The organism is bacterium (assembly GCA_024228115.1).
In the GTDB taxonomy this organism is placed as follows: Bacteria; Myxococcota_A; UBA9160; order UBA9160; family UBA6930.
The window spans coordinates 23302-43652 of sequence record JAAETT010000371.1; the positions used below are offsets into that span (position 1 = coordinate 23302).

Below are 20351 nucleotides of genomic sequence, written 5' to 3' on the forward strand. Positions count from 1 at the left end.
TGAGGGCGAGCTAGCCAGACGCAGCACGTCCAGAACCTGATGCAAAGCGCAACTCAGCGGATGGCGAGGGTGCTGGGATCGTTGTCCATCAGCGCATAGCGGCACATGAAATCCACCAGGGCCGGGCTGTAGCGCTTCGACGAAGCCTCGCCAGTGAAGACCCGCGGCACGTGCTTGCGGAAATGGAAATCCATCATGCGCCCGATGGGCGTATGTCGCACGACCTCTCCGACCTTGAAGAGCGTGAATAGCCTGCCGTCGTAGAAATGGTCGATGGTCTTCTGCCAGGCCTGGATGTGATGCCGCACGTGCTGGTCGTAGCGCCGCATGGCGCGTTCGTCGCCCCCGGCCAGGATCGCCTTCGAGAGGGCCTTCGCTCCGTCGAAGGCCAGCAACAGACCGCTCGAGAAGACAGGATCCACGAAACCGAAGGTGTCGCCTAGCAATACCCAACCGTTCCCGAAGCCTCGCTTCGAGACCAGTTGATAGTTCGTGTACTTGAGCACGGAAGTAATGCGCCGGGGTGAGTCTCCCCAGAGCTTGATCACAGGCTCTCGGGCCAGGATTGCGTCGAACTGCTCCTCGAGACTCGCACCCAGGGATTTCACGTAATCCGAATCGGCCACGAAGCCCACGGACATCTTCCCGGGCAGGGGGATGCGCCAGCTCCATCCGTGACTGAGGGTATCCGTATGAACATTGCCTTCGATCACCTGGGCAACGCCGTCGCAATGCGCGAAGAGTGCCGTATCCCTGCGGTCACCGTGCTGATAGGGGAGATCGAGCAGGTTCGGAAGCATGCGCGGGCGCCCACTGGCATCCACGATGAGATCAGGCTGGCCCTCGAAGACGTCCTTCGTGTGGCCGAGGGTCTCCGGAGTGAGCTGCACCCGATCCGATTTGCCCACCCGCTCGACCCGCGCCGTCTCTCGCACCAGCTTGGCGCCGGAGCGCGCCGCTACCTCGGAGATGGAGGCGTCGAGCTTGTCGCGCGGAACGTTGTAGGAGTAGCTGGTCTTCGCACCGCGCACCTCCGCGAACCTGAAGCTCAAGCTCTCTTCGCTGTTGAAGATGAAGCTCGCCCCTTCCTTGAAGGTGCTGTAACTGCGCACCTCATCCTCGATTCCGAGCTCGGCGAGGAACGGAACGGTGGCCGGGACGAGGGATTCACCGACGATGATCGGCGGCCGGTTGCCCTTGTCGAAGAGCACGACCTTCCGGCCGGCGCGGCCCAGATAGAAAGCAAGGGCGGAGCCTGCCGGGCCACCGCCGATGATGGCTACGCTGCGAATTCGGCTGCCCATGTCGGCGAACGCTAGGGAACGGAAAATCGACGGGCAAGCTGAGTTTCGTGCGAATCCGACCTGCAGGGCCGTGACGGCTCATCCTCCCCCGACAGGTTGGCGAATTGCCACACTCCGATCTCGGGTGCCTCGAGCATTCCGGCCATCATCAGAGCTTCCGCGGCTTCGATCCGTCTTCTATCTTCCACCCCCGGTGAGCACCACAACGCTGGACGTAGCCATCATCGGCGGAGGCATGGCGGGAAGCCTGCTGGCACGCCAGCTCTCCCGGACCCTTCCCGGCCGGCGAATCGCCGTATTCGACAAGAAGACCCGCTTCTCGCTGAATATCGGCGAGTCGATGGTCGAAATCGCCAGCCACTACTTCGTGAAGAGGCTGGGGCTCGGCAGCTACCTCTACGACCGCCACTACCCGAAGAACGGCCTGCGCTTCTTCTTCGACAGCCCGGAGCTGGACGTTCCTCTACAGGAAATGAGCGAGATCGGCTCGGCCGGGATCCCGTTGATTCCCGCGTTCCAGATCGATCGCAGCCGGCTAGAAGCCGACCTGATCGGCATGAACCGGCAAGCCGGCATCGATGTGCGGCTGGGAACGAAGGTGGAGAAGATCGAGTGCGGCGAAGAGGGGCGGAACCACCGCCTGGTGGTCTCGACCGGTGGAGAGTCGGAGACGATCGAGAGCCGCTGGCTCGTGGACGCCAGTGGGCGCAACCGGATGCTCGCACGCCAGTTCGAGCTGAACGTTCCGGTGGACGACCTCGACAACGCGTCGGTCTGGGGCTGGTTCGAAGGCGTCAAGGATATCGACAGCCTCGGTCCCGATTCCTTCCGGGAGCGCGTGCGTTGGACTCCGCGCCGACTTTCGACCCTCCACTTCCTGGCGCGCGGGTATTGGATCTGGTTCATCCCGCTACAGAACGGACTCACCAGCATCGGCGTGGTTTGTGATCGCGGCCGCTTCGACATGGACTGGCGCACGACCGAGGGATTCGTCGAATTCCTGCGCAGCCACCGCGCCGTGGCCTCCTTGCTCCAGGATGCCAAGGTGGTCGAGACCCAATGCTTCATGCACCTGGCCTACGGCACGAAGCGCTTCTACAGCCCGAACCGCTGGGCACTGGCAGGAGAAGCCTCGGCATTCCCAGATCCGTTCTACAGCCCGGGCGCCGACTTCATCGCGCTCGGAAACGACTTCACCGCGGACTTGATCGTCCGGGACCTCGGAGGCGAGGACGCAGAAGCCCTCGGTGCTCGCGTGGATCTCTACGATGAATTCATGCAGTTTCGAGTCGAGGCAGCGATGCGCCTCTATCGGGATCAGTACTCGGTGCTGGGAAGCTACGAGCTCTGCAAGCTCAAATGGGATTTCGATGTCGCCTGCTACTACAACCTCTGGGTCTCATCCTACTTCCAGGACAAGCACCTGAACGCCCGCCAGCTCAAGCGCCAACTGATCCAACGCAACTACGTTCTCACTGCACTCTCGAACTTTGCCTCCTTCTTCCAGAGGATCGACGAGCACCTGACCAGCTGCGGAACCTATCATCGCGCAAACCGAGGTCACTTCTCCGACGGTCAAGACCTGTTGGGCTTCGCAGGAGAAATAGGCACTCCCACGACCGACAAGGAAGAACTGCGCAGGACCGAGCGGATCTTCAACGCTGTCCGGGACCGGGGCCTCGATCTGCTGGAAGGCGTCTCCGAGCCTGCAGAACGGGAGCCCAGGCCGCTGACCTGGTTCATGGCGCCCCGGAAGCTCGAAGAGGGATGAGCCGGAGACCCATGAGTCTCTCTCGGTAGGGATCGCTGGTCTACAGGTCGAACTTCGCCCCACGCGGTGCCCAGATGCCGAGCGCCTTCCAGAGCGGCGTCCAGCGCTCGTTCAGGATGCCGAGTTCCCAGCACAATTCACGCGGTTTCGACAACGCGGCACGAGCCATCAGGGCTCCTGACGAACCTCGTCCATAGGCTTCCTTGATCGTCGCCTTCGGGATGCCATAGGTTTCGATGATCTGGCGGGAGGGTCGCATCATCAGCGCCGATGCGATCTTCAGAACGATCGCAGACCGCAACCGCAGCAGGAAGAGCTTCGGGCCTCGGACTTCCGGCACATGCCGGAGCAGGTAGTGGCGCGCAAAGGCCATATGCCGCGCCTCTTCCGTGATATGAATGCGACTGATGCGCTCGATCAACGGATGGAGTTCGTGATCGCTCGCGACCGCACGGCGCTGTACCCAATCGATCGGATCCTCTCCGCTCAGCACGAAGATGAAGAAGAGCTCGGGGAACCAACGTCCGAACCCGATCACCTGACGCGCGCCGAGCTTCAGGACCGGAGGCGGTTTCACGTCGAGGCCCGTGCGCAACACGAACTCGTGGAAGAAGAGCGAATGATGCGCCTCTTCGATGACCTCGTGGTAGCAGTAGCGGAACTCGGGAGCATCATCTGGCAGCCGTGCCGCAAACTCGAGCAACCCGCGCTTGAGGACGCTCTCGAACGACCATCCGATCCGTGCGAAGGTCGCCACCATATGCAGGCCAATCCTCGCACGTGTCTCCGCGGGAAGGCTGCGGTACCAGGCCGTACGCCCGAGCGGATCGTCCTCGGGAATCGCGAAGCGCGGGTCGGAGGGGTCGACCGCGTACTCAGGATCCTCCCACGGGATGTCCGCATAGGCATCGAAATGCTTCGTCACGGATTGCTGGGAAAGCTTCGCCAGCAGTCGCTCGTACGCCCCGCCGTCGGGAGCTCCCTGCTTTTCTTCCTGGGGCAGCTCGGCCGTGAATGTCGTCGCAGTCATGGTCTTTCCTCTCCTGCCGGTAGGGCTCCTGATAGGAGCGCTGCCAGCTCGGGGGCGCGTTCCGGTGAGGGCGCATCGAAGAAGCGTCCGAGTTCCGGGTTCAGGCGGATGGCGATCAGGAACGCGGTCGCGCGCCGGATGTCCACGAAGGCGTCGTCCAGCGACAAACCGTCGGGATCGATCTCGCGACCGAGCGCAATGCCGTCGAGCATCGCCAACAGAGCGGAAGCGACGCCATCCGCGTCGGGCACGTCGAGACCGAGCGCATCCCGTATGCCCTGGACGATGGCGGCCCGTGCCTGATCCATGAGCCTTTGCAGGCTCGCGCGGATCTCGGGCTTTTCAGCAGCGACCTCGAGCGCCAGGATCTGGATCAGCTTCAGGATCCAGGGCTTCTCTTCCAGCATGGCGCGCATGCCGAGCAGCGCACGATCGAGGCGTGCCGCCGGCTCGCCTGCCTGTCGCGACGCCTCGGAGATTCCTTCGATCCAGGCACCGGCCGCGCGCTCGACGACTGCCGCGAGCAATCCCTCTTTGTTGCCGAAGTGGTAGTAGATGGCGGTCTTCGCGATGCCAGAACTCTCGGCGACGCGGTCTACGCCAGTGCCGGCGTAGCCTCTGGCCGCGAACAGCTCCGTGGCAGAAGCAAGGATTCGCTCTCTACTCAGAAGGCTTCTGCGTTGCGGTGTCGACATCGGGATGGATCCTGAATCGTACGTACTAGTCTGTACTATATAGGATTGATTGTCAACCACTAGCCAGAGTCCGGACGGAAAGCAGGGCACGGTGCCTTGGCGCGAGAGCACCGGGGCTACTGGATCGCGACTTCCTTCAGGAGATCCAGATTGTCCAGGGCCCGCCCGGCACCGTGGACGACCGCGGTGAAGGGATCCTCGCTGCGAAGGATCGGCAGCTTGGTCTCCTGGCGAAGGATCTGGTCGAGATCGTTCAGCAGCGAACCACCTCCCACGAGCATGATGCCGCGGTCGATGATGTCGGCAGCGAGTTCGGGCGGCGTGCGCTCGAGGGTCAGGTGGACCGTTTCGACGATCTGGCCGATGGGCTCGAGGAGCGCCTCACGGATCTCCTCGCTGGTCGTCACGACGACCTTCGGAATTCCGGCGACCAGGTCTCGCCCCTTGATCTCCTGGGTCTCTGTCTTCGCGGTGGGAGAGGCCGTGGCGATGTTCACCTTGCAGGCCTCGGCACTGCGCTCACCGATCAACATGTTGTATTTGCGCTTCACGTAGTTGATGATCGCCTCGTCCATTGCGTCGCCACCGCAGCGGATGGAGCGACTGGCGACGATGCCTGAGAGCGAGATCACCGCCACGTCGGTGGTGCCACCACCGATGTCGACGACCATGTTGCCGGTGGCCGCGGTCACATCGAGGCCCGCACCGATCGCGGCCGCCATCGGCTCTTCGATCAGGTAGACCTCGCGAGCTCCCGCCGAAAGAGCGGATTCGCGCACAGCGCGCTTCTCGACACTGGTGATGCAGGGCGGAACGCAGATCGCGATCCGCGGCCGCACCAGCTTGCGCCGGTTGTGCGCGCGCTGGATGAAATAACGAAGCATGGCCTCGGTGATCTCGAAATCCGCGATCACGCCGTCCTTGATCGGACGAATCGCACGAATACCGCCGGGCGTGCGCCCGAGCATCTCCTTTGCCTCGTGGCCCACGGCGAGGACCCTCTCGCCCCGGCCGCTGTGATCCTGGGCAACGGCCACGACCGAAGGCTCAGAACAGATCAAGCCTTTGCCCTTGGCATACACCAAGGTGTTGGCCGTACCGAGATCGATGGCCAGGTCGCTGGAGAAGAGGCCGGCAATGGCATCGAGCATGAAGATCGCCTCTCGCGAGTCCCGGCTCCGGGATGGACCGGGGAGCTCTCTCCGTATCGGCACCGGGCGGCAGGAGTTGAGTGACACGCACCCGGAAGTGGGCGGAATTGCGCAGGAAATGCGCGCTCAGCCGATGCGCAGGGAGCCGGCAGCGAGGCTGGAAGAACTACGGCCGAGCGGGTGTTTCCGCCTTGTCGTTGCCGGTTGCCGTGGGGTCTTCGCCTACCAATGAGCCGAGGGATTCCAGGTCCGAAGCGAGCGACCCGAGCTGGCCGACCACGGCGTCCATCCCCTCGACGAGTGTTCCCGTCCGATCGCGGACCTGGAGGAGATGCGCCTGATAGCCCTCGATGCGGCCCTCAGCCGCCGCCAGAGCGGCCTCAGAGGCCGCCAGAGCGGCTTCGAGCTGCCAGGCCCGGTAGCCCATGTATCCCCAGCCGAGCAGGCCGACGATGGCCAGCACCGCGGCGATTCGGCCGTTCCGACCCAGGCCTGCCGGATTGCGAGGGGCTTCTCCGCCCTGCCCTCCGTTGGCTTCGTGGGGCAAGGCGTCGCCGTCGATGGCGACCAGTTGGGGGCGTGCATCGTTCATGGGGGAACCTCGACGCGTTGGGGAGGGAATCGCGAACGGGCGCGCTGGCGAATCAGGACTGGATGACGAGTTTCGAAAGGCTGGTCTTGCGCAAGTTCGTCTTCTGGATCGTGCGCACCAGCTCGGCCACCTTCTCGGTGTCCGTCTCGAACGGGTTGTTGCAGATCACCCGGACGTTGAGCAGGTTGCCGAGGCGGATATTCGACCAATCCAGATCGTACTGGATGCCATTCTGGCGGGCGAGCTTGATGAACTCACCGCGCATTCGTGCGCGCGTATCATGGGGCGGCTCGGTCTTCGCCTTGTTGATCTCTTCGTCGTTCAGGATGCGGTCCACCGCTCCCTTGCGCTCGAGCAGATAATAGAGTCCGCGGTTCACGCGGATGTCGTGGTACTGGAGATCCAGCATGAAGACGCGGGGATCGGCCCAGCGAGAGCCGTGCTTGTCGACGTAGGATTCGATCAGGTTGCGCTTGATCACCCAGTCGATCTGGCGGGAGAGCTTGTTCGGATCGTCGTCCAGACAGTCGAGCACGTGTTGCCACATTCCGACGCTCTCCTTGAGCTCGTCGGAAACCGGATACTGCTCCATGTACTTCTGGGCCATCTCGCAGTATTCGCGCTGGATTTCGATCGGTGAGTACTCGCGCCCGTTGTCGAGGCGAAGCTTCCGCTTGCAGGTCGTGTCGCAGGAGATGTCCTTGATCGCCTTGACCGGATTGCGGAGCGTAAAATCCTTGTTGATGTAGTTGTCTTCGATCATCTGCAGGACGATTGCGCACGTCCCGATCTTCACGAAGTTCGTGTACTCGCTCATGTTCGAATCGCCGACGATCACATGCAGGCGGCGATAGCGCTCGCGATCGGCATGGGGCTCGTCGCGGGTATTGATGATCGAGCGATCGTTCGTCGTGGTGCCGGAAATCTTCTGGTAGATGTGCTGGGCACGCTGGCTGATGCAGTAGTGCACGCCGTCCTGGGTCTGGAAGACCTTGCCCGCACCGGTGTAGATCTGGCGCGTCACCAGGAACGGAATCAACTGCTCGGCCAGGTAGTAGAAATCGACGTCACGATCGACGAGGTAGTTCTCGTGGCAGCCGTAGCTGTTGCCGACGAAATCCGTGTTGTTCTTGAAGATCGACAACTTGCCGGCGATCCGCTCCTCGCGAATCTTGCTCTCGGCGTAATCCTGCAGATCCTCGAGGATGCGCTCACCGGCCCGGTCGTAGACGATCAGCTGCCGCGGCGACGCGCACTCCGGCGTGGCGTACTCCGGATGACAACCGGTGTCCTGGTAGAAGCGTGCGCCGTTTTCCAGGAACACGTTCAGGAAGTGCTCCGTGGTGATCAGCTTCTCGAAGAGGAAGCGAATCGCCTTTTCGACCGGCAACGTCTTCCGCCCTTCGGGCGTGAAGATGATTCCGTATTCGGTCTCGACTCCGTAGATCCGCTTTTGCACGTGCTCCCACCCAATTCGGAGGGCCAATGTAGCCATTCCTCTATCGGCAGGTACGTGCGAGACCTTTCGACGTCTCCGCGAGGTGATCTGCTGCCAACGGAGACCTGAAAGATCCGGTCAACTGGGGCCCCCCCCGGGGGGGGGGGGGGGCCTCTCTCGAAGCTCAGCCGAGAAGCGCGGCGACCTCATCGACCGTCAGGCGCTTGAACTTCCGGCCGTTCAGGCTCCGGTCGAGAACGCAGACTTCGAGGCTCTTGGCCGGAAGGTCCGGCGTGCCGTTCTCGGCCCGCTGCAAGGCTTCTCGCCCGAGCGCGATCGCCTCCGCCAGGCTGAGACCATCCCGATAGTTGGATTGCATATGGGATTGGAGATTGCTCTCGGAGCCACCAATCACGCAGAAACCTTCCTGGTCCTGCACCGTGCCATCGAAGCCGATCTTGAAGAGCGAGTTGCCCTCGTGCCCGGCCAGTTCCGGGTCGCCGACTTCGGCCACCACGACTTCCACCTCGAAGGGCTTCATCGAACGGCTGAACTCCTCCCCGAGGATCTGGGAGTAGACATTGGCGAGGGCTTTGCCGCGAACGTCGTCGCGGCTGAAGCGGTAGCCCTCTACATCGGCCCACTGCACACCCATCTTTCGAAGGCGATCGAACTCACTGAACTTGCCGACGCCGGCGAACGCGACCCGATCGTAGACTTCTCCCAGCTTGTGCAGCCGGGTCGGATTCTCCGCGACCATCATCACGCCCTGATCGTATTCGACACTGACGATGGACTTGCCCCGAGCGATTCCCTTGCGGGCGAACTCGGCCTTGTCCTGGGCCATCTGCTCCGGATTGACGTAGAACGGAAAAGACATGACTACGCTCCCGGCCGGCGGCGGCTTCCGAGCACGCCCTGGTACACCTGAGCGATCTCGTCATCGCCCACTTCTTCGACTCCACCTTCCGTGACGATCTTGACCCGAGGGAAGATGCCGCGTTCGAGATCGACCCCCCCGGTGGCCCGATCCTCGTCGGCTGCGTCGGTGAGAGCCGTAATGGCCATCCCGACTGCGGCCTCGCGGGTCGCGTCGGCGCGGAACGACTTCTTCAAGGATTCTTTCGCGAAGATCGAACCCGAACCGATTCCGTCGAACTCGAGTTCCTCGTAGCGTCCACCCGTCACTTCGTATTTCCAGACCCGACCCGTGTGGCGCCGGCGGTCGTAGCCGGCAAAGAGCGGAACCACCACCAGCCCTTGCATGGCGGCAGGCAGGTTCTGACGGATGAGGTTGGCCAGGGTGTTGGCCTTGCCCTCGAGCTCGAGGGGCTCGCCCTCGATCTTCTCATGGTGCTCGAACTGCACGCCGAGCAGCCGCGCCATCTCGATGGCCGGGCCCGCTGCACCCGCAATCGCCATCAACGAGTATCCGTCGGTAGCGTAGACCTTCTCGATGTCACGATTGGCAACCTGATGGCCCATCGTGGCAAGGCGATCACCTGCCACCAGCGCACCGTCGGCGAAACGAAGCCCGACGCAGGTCGTGCCATGTGCCGTTTCCGGTAGCGTGCCCGCGCTGGCCAACCCAGCACTCAGGTCGCATTTCAACTGCGGAAACTCGTCGTTGATCAGCTCCATGAAACTGGAGCCCTTGTAGCCATCCCAGAACCGCACGTAACCCCCCCGGTGTGCGTGGATCGTGTCGAGGCCGTTTGGCCTACTCGCCTCCGCGTTGGACGTAATTCTTGACGAATTCCTCGGCGTTCTCCTCGAGGACCTCATCGATCTCGTCGACGAGGGCGTCCATCTCTTCCTTCAGATCCTCGCCCTTCTTGGCGAGCTTCTTTGCACCTTCGCCACTCGTCCCAGATCCACCGTCATCGCCACCACCACCGGATTTCTGCTTCTGGCTGCTCTCAGCTGCGCTGGCGAAGCGGAGGAGATCCGCATTGGGATCGGTAGAGGCTCTCGTGGGTCGTTCGATTCTTCGCATCATCAGATGTCTCCTGGCGGGATTCAGGCGCGGAGGTTCTTGACCAGCTCCGCCGCATTGCTGGAGCGTTGGAGCAGATCGTCAACGTGCTGTTTCGAGCCCTTCAGCGGCTCGGCCATCAAGACGCGCTTGATCGGATCGTCACCGATACCGAACGAGATCGAGTCCCAATTGACGCCGAAGACCTCGTTGCCGAAGCGCTTCAAGCAGTGGCCTCTGAAATACGCCCTCGTGTCTTCAGGGGGTTCGGTAATCGCTTTCGTGATCTCTTGATCCGTCACGATCCGCACCACCTTTCCTTGCCTCTCGAGAAGATAGTACAAGCCTTTGTCGGGTCGAAGGTCGTGATACTGGAGATCCAGCAGCTGAACCTGCGGATCCCCCCATTCCAGGCTCTTTCGCTCCATGAAACGCTCGATCATGACCTGTTTGATCACCCAATCGATGCGATCGGCCAATTCGAACGGATCGCGCTCCAGAGCGTCCAGCACCTCGGCCCATTTCTCGACGATATCGGCTGTCCAGGCCGGTACGTCGTAGTTCTCGATGTACTTGCGTGCCATCTGCATGTACTCGAGCTGCAGTTGCACGCCGGTGAGCTTCTTGCCGTTCGTCAGCTCCACCTCACGGCGGCAGGTCGGATCGTGGGAGATCTCCTTGATCGCTTTCACCGGATCCCGGAGCGAGAGCTCCCGATCGATGGCGTCGTCTTCGATCATTCCCAACACGATCGAGGTCGCGCCCTGGCGCAGGTAGATCGTGTACTCGCTCATGTTCGCATCGCCGATGATCGCGTGGAGGCGGCGATACTTCTCGCGATCCGCGTGGGGCTCATCGCGGGTGTTGATGATCGGCCGTTTGACCATCGTATCCAGCGCGACCTCGGTCTCGAAGAAATCCGCTCGCTGGGAGATCTGATAGTCGCAGGGCTGGGCCCTGTTCTCGCTACCCACCTTGCCGGAACCGCTGTAGACCTGGCGGCTCACGAAGAAGGGCATCAGGTGCTCGACGATTCGCTTGAACGAGGTTCGTCGATTCATCAAGTAGTTCTCGTGGGAGCCGTAGCTGTTTCCCTTGTGGTCGCTGTTGTTCTTGTGCAACAGCATCGTCACACCCTCGGGCAATAGCGCCGTCGCCTCGCGGCGAGAGAACTCGAGAATGCGCTCACCGGCTTTCTCGTGTACGACGAGCTCGTAAGGGTTCGTGACCTCAGGGCAGGAGTATTCGGGATGTGCGTGATCGACGTAGTAACGCGCACCGTTCTCGAGCGTCTTGTTGCGGGCGATGTTCTCCTGCTGGTTCGGCGTGTACTTCTCGCCGTCCACCTGGAAGCCCCGCGCATCGGCCAGCGGATTCTCCTGGTCGTAATCCCAGAGGATCTTCGTAACCCGGTCTTCGCGGTAGGCGTTGACCAGAAGCACGCAGCTCGAGATCGGATCGAAATCACGGTCGTTCTTGACCGTGATCCCGTACTCGATCTCCGTCCCCATCACCATCGGAATCGCCATATCGATGTCTGGCGCCGCAGCGACGCGAGATCCTCCTACAGGTACTGGCCGGAGTCGACGTTCTCGATCGAGCGCTCTTTGCGGCTGATCCCGCTGATCAGGGTGCGGACGTTGATGATCCGCTCGCCCTTGCGGCCAGAGATGCGCGCCCAGTCATCCGGGTTGGTCGTGTTCGGGAGATCTTCGTTCTCCTTGAACTCGTCCTGAACGGCCTGCATCAAATCGCCAACCCGGATTCCGCGTTCCTCGTTGTCGAGGTAGCGCTTCACCGCCATCTTCTTGGCCCGAGCCACGATGTTCTCGATCATTGCGCCGCTGGCGAAATCCTTGAAGTAGAAGATCTCACGCTCGCCCTTTGCGTACGTCACCTCGAGGAATTTGTTGTCCTCGCCCATGGCGTACATGTCGTCGATCGTGTCGCGGATCATGCCGTCGACGATCTTCGCCGGATCGCTGCCATAACGCTGTTCCGAGTCCGCGTGGTAGGGCAGATCCTCGACGAGGTACTTCGTGAAGATCTCGTAGGCAGCATCCCGATCCGGGCGATGCACCTTGACCTTGAGATCCAGGCGACCGGGCCGCAGCACGGCCGGGTCGATCAGATCCTGGCGGTTCGAAGCGCCGATCACGATCACGTTCTTCAGCGACTCGACGCCGTCGATCTCCGAAAGGAACTGGGCGACCACGGTGGCCTCCATATCCGAGGAGATTCCAGAGCCGCGCATACGGAAGAGCGAATCCATTTCGTCGAAGAAGATCACGACGGGCACATCTTCGTTCGCCTTCTCGCGTGCCCGCTTGAAGACCTCACGGATCTTATGCTCCGTTTCGCCGACGTATTTGTTGAGGAGCTCCGGGCCCTTCACGTTCAGGAAGTACGCAGGCGTTTCCCGCCCCGTCTTCTCTTCGATGCGCTTGGCCAGGGCATTGGCCACCGCCTTCGCGATCAGGGTCTTTCCGCAGCCCGGAGGACCGTAGAGCAGGATGCCCTTCGGCGGCGAAAGCTTGTGCTCCCTGAAGATATCCGGGTGCAGGTAGGGCAGTTCGATGGCATCGCGCAGGATCTCGACCTGCTCGCCCAGACCACCGATCTGGTCGTAGGTGATGTCCGGAACCTCTTCGAGGGCCACTTCTTCGGCTGCCGATTTCGGCATCTTCTCGAATGCATACTGCGTCCGGGGATCGACCAGGACATGGTCGCCCACCTTCAGGCGCTCGCGGCGAAGCGGGTCGGAGAGCGTTACGACGCGCTCGTCATCGGTATGGCCGAGCACGACGACGCGGCCATCGCCGAGGTTGTCGACGATCGCCATGATTTCGCCACGGGCCGTGAAGCCCGCACCCTCGACGATGTTGAACGCTTCGTTCAAGACGACGAGCTGACCTTCCTCGAAATGGGAAGTATCGATGTTCGGATGCACGTTCACGCGCATCGGCTTGCCGTCGACCACGATCTCGGCGGTATCATCCTTGTTGGAGCGCTGGTACACGCCGTAACCATTCGGCGGCGCGCATAGCTTGTCGACCTCTTCCTTCAGGAGCTCCATCTGCTGCTTGGCTTCCTGAAGCGTGGCGACCAGCTTCTCGTTCTGACGCTCCGCATCGGTGAGTTGGTCGCGTGTCAAATGGAAGCGACGTCGGATCGCCTCGTGCTCGGCGAGCAGCCGATCGAGGCGGCGCCGGAACTCAGCGGAATCTCCCCCGAAGAAGCGCAGTGCCTCTCGGAGATCTTCGATCTCGTCCTGTAGGGATCGTGCCATGGATTGCCCGCGCTCCGAATCCGTCGACCTGGCGCTATCGCCAGGCGATGAAGCAGACGCCTGCGAATCGTCATCCTCGTTTCCGGGACCGCTCGGGGAGATCCGTCGCATGACGTCTCTCATGAGACCCCGCCGGCCACCATCGGATTCGAATTCGCTCATTGCGCCCTCTCCTGGTTGCTTCCGTGCCCATCACGGAGACGACCCTGGAGTGTGCAAAGCCCATGCCGCTGCAGGTAGAACGCCCGGGGGGGCGCGGCTTTGAAACGCAAGATAGAGGAACCGCTGCCGGCTCCTGCGGGGTGGGAGTGCCTCGACGAGAGACGATGGTGGGGCCTGGGGGCCAAGCCTTTCTCAGTCACTTCGCGGCCTTCGAGGCTGAGCTGCGGATCCCCGGAAACACCGATGGACCCCGCCAAGGAAGCTGTATGAGGATGCATCGGAATCCCCAAACCCCTTGTTTTCACGTACATTTTGACCGATCGAGCATAGGGTAGGGCCAAGGGGTGTCAAGCACTCCGAGAGGCAGCTCCCGCCCAAGACCAGCGCGCGGCCGTGCTCCTTTCGGACCACCCGACCCTCCCTTCTCGGCCCAACCGGGTATTGGCGGAGAACCCTTTTGAGTTGGCTGGATTCCATCGAAAGCTGCCCCTGGGGTGCCGCTCTACGATGCATTGCTGCACCCGCATGCTGGTGGGTTCTTGACGCTAGTGTCGCTCGGCCGACGCTCCCGACGGCTATGCGCTGGTTTGCAGTCACAGCAGAAAGAGTGGAGGAAACTGCCGGGCCTGGGCAGGAACGGAGCCCAGATGCCGGCGGGTTGCCGATTCCGGGGCCAAAGCGCGGTCCTTCCCGACAATCCCGTGTTCAGGGGGCGTCCAGACGGAGCTCGCGGACCCCTTCCGGCACCTGGAAGACGAAGCGGTCCGACGGAAGTGAGCGATTGATCTGCAGACCGTCGAAAGCGACTTCCGTGCGGTTGCCGAGCACATCGAGAACCAGCGTACGGGTGATCACGCCGGAGGCCGGATCCACATCGAGTTCGAGCTGTTGGTAGGTGGCGGGCTTCCGCGGCGAGAGGACGAGATGGACGGGTGAGGCGTCACAATCTGTCGCCGCAACGCGAAAGGTCTCGAGGATCTTGCCGGAGCCGAGCAAGAACTGGATGGCCGCGGCCGAAAGGAAGGCCTCGCCTACCTGAAGGATCTGCACTTCTTTCGCAGCCGGATCGTAGACCCAGAGCGTGGAGCCATCACTCACCACTTCGCTCGGCTCGGGCTCGGTATAGGTCCAGCGCATCTTGCCGGGCTTCGCGAACTCGACCGTTCCCGCAGCGCGCTGGCCCGCGCCGGCCGCGGATCCAAACGCTACGCTCTGCGTCGTCTGCCGGAAGTTCGCCGACAGATTTCGCACTTCGTCGTAATAGGCCTGCACGCGAGCGGCAACGTTCTCCCCGCAGTCGGCAGTCGCGGGTTCCGCCGGTGCCGCGTCCGCGACCGATTCCGGGGTTGGCGCGGGATCCGGGGTCGCGGGATCGCCTCCGGCGGCTGAGCCAGCCGACAGGATCCACGCCAGCCCCCCGGCCAGGGCCAGGCAACGCACTCGGCTCATTCTTCGGCGCCACCGATCGGCTGGACGAAGACCTCGCGGGATCGGGTACCGACCTGGGGACCGACGACGCCTTCCTGCTCCATCTGCTCGATCATCCGCGCTGCCCGGTTGTAACCGACCTTCAGCCGGCGCTGGATGTAGGAAATCGAGGCGTTGCGTGTCTCGGCGACGATCTGAACGGCCAGATCGTAGTGCTCGTCGGTCTCCTCTCCCGGCAGGACCTCGCCGGCCTCGACCAACTCCTCGATGCGAACGAGGTCGTCATCGAATTTGGGAGCTCCCTGCGCGCGAAGATGAGCAACGAGCTTCGTCACTTCTTTCTCCGTGACGAACGAACCATGCAGGCGCTGGAGCTTCGAGGTGCCCGGCGGAAGGAAGAGCATATCACCCTGGCCTAACAAAGTATCGGCACCACCCTGATCGAGGATCGTACGGGAATCCGTGCGCGACGAGACCTGAAACGAAATGCGCGAGGGAAAGTTGGCCTTGATGATGCCCGTCAACACGTCAACGCTGGGCCGCTGCGTCGCCAGGATCAGATGAATCCCGGAAGCCCGCGCCATCTGCGCAAGGCGCTGAAGGCTCTCCTCGACGTCACGGGCTGACACGACCATCAGATCGGCGAGTTCATCGATCACCACCACGATGTACGGAATGCGCTGGAATTCGACCTCTCGCCCTTCATCCTCGCCCGGCAGCGGTTTCAGGCGATAGGTCTTCTCGCCGGCTTCCAACGCTTCGTCGACACGCGCATTGAATTGCAGGATGTTGCGCACACCGAGCGCCGCCATTGCCCGGTAGCGCTCCTCCATCTTCAAGACGATGCCCTTCAGGGCCGCCGCGGCGCGTTTCGGTTGGGTGACGACTTCTGCAATCAGATGTGGAATGCCTTCGTAGATCGAAAGCTCCAACAGCTTCGGATCGACGAGCAGGAACTTCACTTCGTCGGGTGTCGCCCGAACCAGGATCGAGCACAGCAGCGAGTTCAAGAACACGCTCTTGCCGGTCCCCGTCGCACCGGCCACGAGCAGATGGGGCATGGCGGCCAGATTGCCTTCCGCCGGGTTGCCGAAGATATCCTTGCCCAGCGCAAGGGTGAGCTTCGACTCGTTGGTCCGAAAGCCTTTCGATTCGAGCAGATCGCGAATGTAGACCGTCTCCCGGTCCGGATTCGGCACCTCGATGCCAACGACCGATTTGCCGGGGATCGGGGCGATGATGCGGATCGAAAGGGCGCGCAACGCGAGAGCAAGATCGTCCGAGAGGTTCGTGATCCGGTTGACCTTGACGCCTGGCGCGGGCTCGAACTCATACATCGTGATGACCGGGCCGGGATGCACGGTCACGACGCGCCCGCTGACGCCGAAATCCGCGAGCTTCTTCTCGAGGATCCGGGAGTTCATGATCAGGCTGTCGCGGTCGTACTTCTGGCTCCCCTTCGGCGCCGCCTGAAAGATCTCCGAAACGACGGGCGGCGAGTACGGGCCGAACGACGTGCTCTCGGAGAAGGTGAACGCCCCCTGCTCGGGCTCCTGCTTCCCGCTGTTCCGATGATCGACGATATCGGGCGCTGCGCCCTTGCTCGGACGTGGCGCCTTGGGAGCGTCGCGTGTCGGCCGGATGGCCGTCTCCGCGTCGCCCGCAATCTCGACCTCTTCGTCACGCGCCACCCGGCGTGCACGACGTGCACGCTGTTCTCGCCATACGGTGATTCCCGCCGGCACCCGCGCAAGCTGTCGCCCTGCCCGCACGCCAGCTTCCTGCAAGAATGCGAGCCCGGCGCCCAATCCCGCGCCGGTCCATTGGGCGGCGACGCCCGCCCCCTGGCCGAGGCGTGCCAGCGCCACTCCCGGGGGCACGCCTGCGACGCCGAGCGCGCCTACGAGGAATGCCAGGGCATTCAGCGCGAGGGCGCCCGGGCCGGAGAGCAGCATGCGCTCGACCGGTGCCACCACCTCACCAAGCCATCCGCCGCTGGCAAACGCCAGGTGCGGCGCCAACGATTCCAGCAACTCGGGCAACGCTGCGAGGCTCACGAGCAGTAGCAACGCCCCGACCCAGAATCGCTTCGGGGGCGGCTGGATCGTACCGGGCAGCATCAGCCGGAGGCCCAGCACCAGCATGCCGAGCACGGGAACCACGGCCCCCGCTCCAACGGCACGAATCAGCAGGCCGGCCACGGTGGCACCAGCTACGCCGCCGCCATTGCGGACCGGCTCCCAGATGCCCACCGGATCGGCGGGATCGAACGTCCAGAGTGCGATCCCGGCCAGCAACGCCAAGCCGACGAGCGCCACCCCGGCCACTTCACGACCAACGTTCTCGAAGGCGCTTCCGCCGCGACGACCGCGGCGTGCCTTCTTCTTCCTCTTTCCGCGGCGCGAACCGCGCGTGGCCTCAGCCATCCCTGCGTCCCTCACCCATTGGGACGGGCAACGGAGCAAGCGTACTCAGCCCGACGCCACTGGCAAGCTACGAGGCGGTAGGCCGCCGGGGACGGCTGTGCGCTAGAAGGGAATGTCGCTCGGCGGCGGCTCGCCGGGATCGAACCCGCCACCCCCGCCGGAGGGAGCGCCACCGCTGCTGCCGGGGTCTCCGCCACCGGAGGCTCCCTGGCCTTGACTTCCACCGCCCTCGCGGCGAGGACCGCCGAGGAACTGGACGTTCTGCGCGACGATCTCGGTGGTGCGCTGCTTCTGGCCTTCCTTGTTCTCCCACTCCCGGGTCTGGATCCGTCCCTCGATATAGACGTTCCGGCCCTTGGCGAGATATTGGGCGCAGTTCTCTGCCACCCGGCCCCACACGACGATCCGATGCCACTCAGTGCGGTCTTCTCGACGACCGTCCTTGGTGGTGTACGACTCGCTGGTCGCCAGGGTGAAGTTGGCGACGGCTTGGCCGCCCTTCGTATAACGAAGCTCGGGATCGCGGCCGAGGTTTCCGATCAGGATCGCTTTGTTGACGCCTGCTGCCATGGGGGGCACTCCGAGACAAATGAGGGTGTCTCGCGATCATCCCGTGCCTGCTGCGGACCGTCAATGGCGAACTGAAGTTCACCTGGCACCCGCGAACAGCGTTCTACGAGGGAGCGTTCCTCGTTTGGCTAGCGGTCGGTTCGCAGCTGGACGACGAGTTGGTTGATGCGTTCGCGCGCAGTGGAATCGAGCTCGCCGAACTCGATGCCCATCCCGGACGACTCCACGCGAACGACGCGCCCGCTCAGTTTCACGGGTTCCTCGTCACCGGGCAGCCGGAATTGCAGCTGCACCTTCTCCTCGAGACCCAACGGCTTCTTGGTCTCGATGAACACGCCGCCTTCGTTGATATTGCGGGTGAATTCGGAGAACAACGAGTCCACCGTCTCGTATTCGATCCGGACGGTGACGGGAGTACGAGCCGACTGGCGCTGCTCCACGTACGTCTGGATGTCTTCCCGGGCTTCCTCCACCATGAACCTCTCTTCGACCGAGACCCTCTAGGGGCTTTAGGAGCCTGAAACCCCGCGGGGATGCGATTCGGCACCGAAGACGCCAGCAGGCGCTTCTTCGAACGCGCCAGCCTCCCGCAGAGAGGCGAATCCCCTCTCGGCCACCACCACGTGGTCGAGCAGGGGCACTCCGAGGAGCTTGCCGGCCTGGATCAAGCGCAGGGTCACCTGGCGATCCTCGGGGCTCGGCGTCGGATCCCCACTCGGGTGGTTGTGCACCGCCACCAGGGCGGCAGCGCCCTCTCTGAGAGCTGGCCGGAAGACCTCGCGAGGATGCACGAGGCTCGAGGTCAAGGTGCCCTGGGAGGTGAGCACCTCACGGATCACCCGATGCCGGCCATCGAGCAGGAGAACGAGAAAGCGCTCGTGGGGGGCATCGCGCAGGCTCGAATGGAAGTGACGGAAGACGTCTTCCGGGCTGCGGATCGCATCCCCCTCTCGCAGTCGCTGGGCCGCCAGGCGCCGGCCGAGTTCGACCGCAGCGAGCAGACTTGCGCTCTTGGCAGCGCCCACGCCGGGCGTTCGACGAAGTTCTGCCGACGAGGCTGCAGCGAGTGCACGCAAACCTCCCGGGGCCAGAAGGTCCTCGGCCAGTTGGAGTACGCCGCGGCCACCAGAACCGGTTCCCAACAACAAAGCCACGAGCTCTGCGTCTGCGAGCGCAGTGGGACCGTGTCCATGCAAACGCTCACGCGGCCCATCCCTCGGTTCTCGGTGTGTGGACCCTGCGCCCTTGATCGCGCGAACTCGCCCGCCCATGGCGGATCTCCGTGGGACCGGAGGAGTGGAATCCGTTCAGGCTCGGCAGGCTTTCTCGGCGGACTCCGCACGATCGTAAGCCTCCTCGAACTGGTCCGGCGGAAGCTCGGGAGCCAGAAGCCCCCGCAACGTGCTGCGGCGGTGGCCGGGCTCTTCGACCCGACCGACGAATGCGCGCAGCAGTGCCAGGAAACCCTTGGCTTCGCCCGGCTGGCTCATCGCCGCCTCCAGCTCCAGCCCGCTCGACCCGAGGAACGTGGAGCCATCGGTCATGCGTATGCGTCCATCTGGAGAAACCGCGCCGAGCCGCTTCATGGCGGCGCGCACGTAGCGATCGGTGAAGGCCCCGCGCTCCGAAAGCGCCCGGGAGAGTGCCGCCGGTTCGAGCGCCGTCCGCAGGTTCTCATCGAAGCGCGCAGCGCAGCCATTCACCTCGCCGGCGCCAATCTCGGCCAGGGCGGCTCGCGCCTTGCGCGCTGCTTCGATTCCGCCGTCGGAGGGCACGAGTTCCACCGAGTAGACGTAGAGATCGCGCAACTCGTCCAGGCTCTGCCGGGAACGCAGCTCGTACTCTCCTGCTGCGTCCCGGGTCTCCACCCGCACGAGCAGATCCTCACCGAGTTGGATGGCTTCCACGCCCCCGACGTGCGGGCTGGTCACCTGCGCCAGGGTTGCGCTCGCCTGCTCGCTCTTGGCCGTCTCCGCGAGGATCACGCCGAACCCATCGGAGCGGTTCTGGACCCGAACCGTCAGAGCCTCCTTGGTGAGGAAAGCCATCGAGGAGCGGCCTGCCAGGTAGACATGAGAGGCCGCAACCAACGTGTTGGGCAGGGGCTCGAGCTCGAGGAGCAGGGTTTCCTGTTTGGAGGAGACACGGATGCTCGCCTCTTTCTGGCGGTAGCCCTCCAGGAAGGCTCGGATCATCACGGCATCCCGAGGCCCGGCTTCGATTCGCGAGGGAAGGATGACCTTGACCGGCGCCTCTGTTTGCTCGTAGCGCTTCTGGAAATTGGAGCGGATGTAGAAGAGGTCGAGGAAAGCCCCTGAAGGCACCGTCTCGACCTTGATGAAGCGCTCGCCGTAGTTATGCGAGGCCCGAAGGAAGCCGAAGACATTGCCCGGGGTCCAATCCGCCTTGTCATCGGGGATCAGGTGGATCGTTTCCTCAGCCGACGCAGGCGCGAGGCCGAGCAGGGCGACGACGAGCCCGGCCGCAGCCATCACCCTCGAAATGTGGTTTCGTGATCTT

The 20351-nt window shown here is 63.2% G+C and carries 18 protein-coding genes; 1 reads left to right on the forward strand and 17 read right to left on the reverse strand.

Annotated features, from left to right (window positions below; translation table 11 throughout):
* Positions 1-53 precede the first annotated feature (53 nt).
* Positions 54-1304, reverse strand: a complete 1251-nt coding sequence (locus tag GY937_16335) for an NAD(P)/FAD-dependent oxidoreductase (GenBank protein ID MCP5058272.1) — start codon at positions 1302-1304, stop codon at positions 54-56.
* Positions 1305-1497: 193 nt separating this feature from the next.
* Between GY937_16335 and GY937_16340 the strand changes: the two genes are divergently transcribed.
* A complete protein-coding gene (locus tag GY937_16340; GenBank protein ID MCP5058273.1) occupies positions 1498-3075 on the forward strand; it encodes an NAD(P)/FAD-dependent oxidoreductase in 1578 nt (525 codons plus the stop codon).
* 40 nt (positions 3076-3115) lie between these two features.
* Here the strand turns inward: GY937_16340 and GY937_16345 are convergent, their stop codons facing one another.
* The 16 genes from GY937_16345 to GY937_16420 form a co-directional block, all read right to left on the reverse strand.
* Positions 3116-4105, reverse strand: a complete 990-nt coding sequence (locus tag GY937_16345; protein MCP5058274.1) for a diiron oxygenase — start codon at positions 4103-4105, stop codon at positions 3116-3118.
* Entirely contained in the window at positions 4102-4800 is a 699-nt protein-coding gene (locus GY937_16350; protein ID MCP5058275.1) for a TetR/AcrR family transcriptional regulator, read from the reverse strand. The genes GY937_16345 and GY937_16350 overlap by 4 nt, the downstream gene beginning before the upstream one ends.
* Before the next feature lie 116 nt (positions 4801-4916).
* Entirely contained in the window at positions 4917-5951 is a 1035-nt protein-coding gene (locus GY937_16355; GenBank protein MCP5058276.1) for a rod shape-determining protein, read from the reverse strand.
* A 166-nt stretch (positions 5952-6117) separates the two neighbouring features.
* Entirely contained in the window at positions 6118-6543 is a 426-nt protein-coding gene (locus GY937_16360) for a hypothetical protein (GenBank protein MCP5058277.1), read from the reverse strand.
* Between the two features lie 52 nt (positions 6544-6595).
* Positions 6596-8002, reverse strand: coding sequence for a Pup--protein ligase (pafA, locus tag GY937_16365; protein MCP5058278.1), 1407 nt, complete (start codon positions 8000-8002; stop codon positions 6596-6598).
* Positions 8003-8165: 163 nt separating this feature from the next.
* Positions 8166-8861 (reverse strand): proteasome subunit alpha, encoded by a 696-nt coding sequence (gene prcA, locus GY937_16370; protein ID MCP5058279.1) that lies wholly within the window; start codon positions 8859-8861, stop codon positions 8166-8168.
* Between the two features lie 2 nt (positions 8862-8863).
* Positions 8864-9766, reverse strand: a complete 903-nt coding sequence (gene prcB / locus GY937_16375; GenBank protein ID MCP5058280.1) for a proteasome subunit beta — start codon at positions 9764-9766, stop codon at positions 8864-8866.
* A complete protein-coding gene (locus GY937_16380; protein MCP5058281.1) occupies positions 9702-9977 on the reverse strand; it encodes a ubiquitin-like protein Pup in 276 nt (91 codons plus the stop codon). The genes prcB and GY937_16380 overlap by 65 nt, the downstream gene beginning before the upstream one ends.
* Before the next feature lie 23 nt (positions 9978-10000).
* Complete coding sequence (locus GY937_16385) at positions 10001-11485, reverse strand: proteasome accessory factor PafA2 (protein MCP5058282.1); 1485 nt, start codon at positions 11483-11485, stop codon at positions 10001-10003.
* Between the two features lie 35 nt (positions 11486-11520).
* Complete coding sequence (arc, locus tag GY937_16390) at positions 11521-13245, reverse strand: proteasome ATPase (GenBank protein ID MCP5058283.1); 1725 nt, start codon at positions 13243-13245, stop codon at positions 11521-11523.
* An 867-nt stretch (positions 13246-14112) separates the two neighbouring features.
* Positions 14113-14856 (reverse strand): outer membrane lipoprotein carrier protein LolA, encoded by a 744-nt coding sequence (locus GY937_16395; protein MCP5058284.1) that lies wholly within the window; start codon positions 14854-14856, stop codon positions 14113-14115.
* On the reverse strand, positions 14853-17261 hold the full coding sequence (locus GY937_16400) for a DNA translocase FtsK (GenBank protein MCP5058285.1): 2409 nt from the start codon (positions 17259-17261) through the stop codon (positions 14853-14855). Before GY937_16400 ends, GY937_16395 begins: the two co-directional genes overlap by 4 nt.
* Positions 17262-17363: 102 nt before the next feature.
* Complete coding sequence (locus GY937_16405; GenBank protein ID MCP5058286.1) at positions 17364-17831, reverse strand: single-stranded DNA-binding protein; 468 nt, start codon at positions 17829-17831, stop codon at positions 17364-17366.
* 128 nt (positions 17832-17959) lie between these two features.
* Positions 17960-18307: a TIGR02266 family protein gene (locus GY937_16410; protein ID MCP5058287.1), complete on the reverse strand. Its 348-nt coding sequence runs from the start codon at positions 18305-18307 to the stop codon at positions 17960-17962.
* Between the two features lie 33 nt (positions 18308-18340).
* Positions 18341-19102, reverse strand: a complete 762-nt coding sequence (locus GY937_16415; protein ID MCP5058288.1) for a JAB domain-containing protein — start codon at positions 19100-19102, stop codon at positions 18341-18343.
* Positions 19103-19138: 36 nt separating this feature from the next.
* Positions 19139-20326: a hypothetical protein gene (locus GY937_16420; protein ID MCP5058289.1), complete on the reverse strand. Its 1188-nt coding sequence runs from the start codon at positions 20324-20326 to the stop codon at positions 19139-19141.
* Between the last annotated feature and the right edge of the window lie 25 nt (positions 20327-20351).

Bases quoted from the DNA above. Each gene is read 5' to 3' on its own strand.
- GY937_16335 (MCP5058272.1), bottom strand. From the start codon at position 1,304: ATGGGCAGCCGAATTCGCAGCGTAGCCATCATCGGCGGTGGCCCGGCA.
- GY937_16345 (MCP5058274.1), bottom strand. From the start codon at position 4,105: ATGACTGCGACGACATTCACGGCCGAGCTGCCCCAGGAAGAAAAGCAG.
- GY937_16350 (MCP5058275.1), bottom strand. From the start codon at position 4,800: ATGTCGACACCGCAACGCAGAAGCCTTCTGAGTAGAGAGCGAATCCTT.
- GY937_16355 (MCP5058276.1), bottom strand. From the start codon at position 5,951: ATGCTCGATGCCATTGCCGGCCTCTTCTCCAGCGACCTGGCCATCGAT.
- GY937_16360 (MCP5058277.1), bottom strand. From the start codon at position 6,543: ATGAACGATGCACGCCCCCAACTGGTCGCCATCGACGGCGACGCCTTG.
- prcA (MCP5058279.1), bottom strand. From the start codon at position 8,861: ATGTCTTTTCCGTTCTACGTCAATCCGGAGCAGATGGCCCAGGACAAG.
- prcB (MCP5058280.1), bottom strand. From the start codon at position 9,766: ATGAGGTCCTCGAGGAGAACGCCGAGGAATTCGTCAAGAATTACGTCC.
- GY937_16380 (MCP5058281.1), bottom strand. From the start codon at position 9,977: ATGCGAAGAATCGAACGACCCACGAGAGCCTCTACCGATCCCAATGCG.
- GY937_16385 (MCP5058282.1), bottom strand. From the start codon at position 11,485: ATGGCGATTCCGATGGTGATGGGGACGGAGATCGAGTACGGGATCACG.
- arc (MCP5058283.1), bottom strand. From the start codon at position 13,245: ATGGCACGATCCCTACAGGACGAGATCGAAGATCTCCGAGAGGCACTG.
- GY937_16395 (MCP5058284.1), bottom strand. From the start codon at position 14,856: ATGAGCCGAGTGCGTTGCCTGGCCCTGGCCGGGGGGCTGGCGTGGATC.
- GY937_16400 (MCP5058285.1), bottom strand. From the start codon at position 17,261: ATGGCTGAGGCCACGCGCGGTTCGCGCCGCGGAAAGAGGAAGAAGAAG.
- GY937_16405 (MCP5058286.1), bottom strand. From the start codon at position 17,831: ATGGCAGCAGGCGTCAACAAAGCGATCCTGATCGGAAACCTCGGCCGC.
- GY937_16410 (MCP5058287.1), bottom strand. From the start codon at position 18,307: ATGGTGGAGGAAGCCCGGGAAGACATCCAGACGTACGTGGAGCAGCGC.
- GY937_16415 (MCP5058288.1), bottom strand. From the start codon at position 19,102: ATGGGCGGGCGAGTTCGCGCGATCAAGGGCGCAGGGTCCACACACCGA.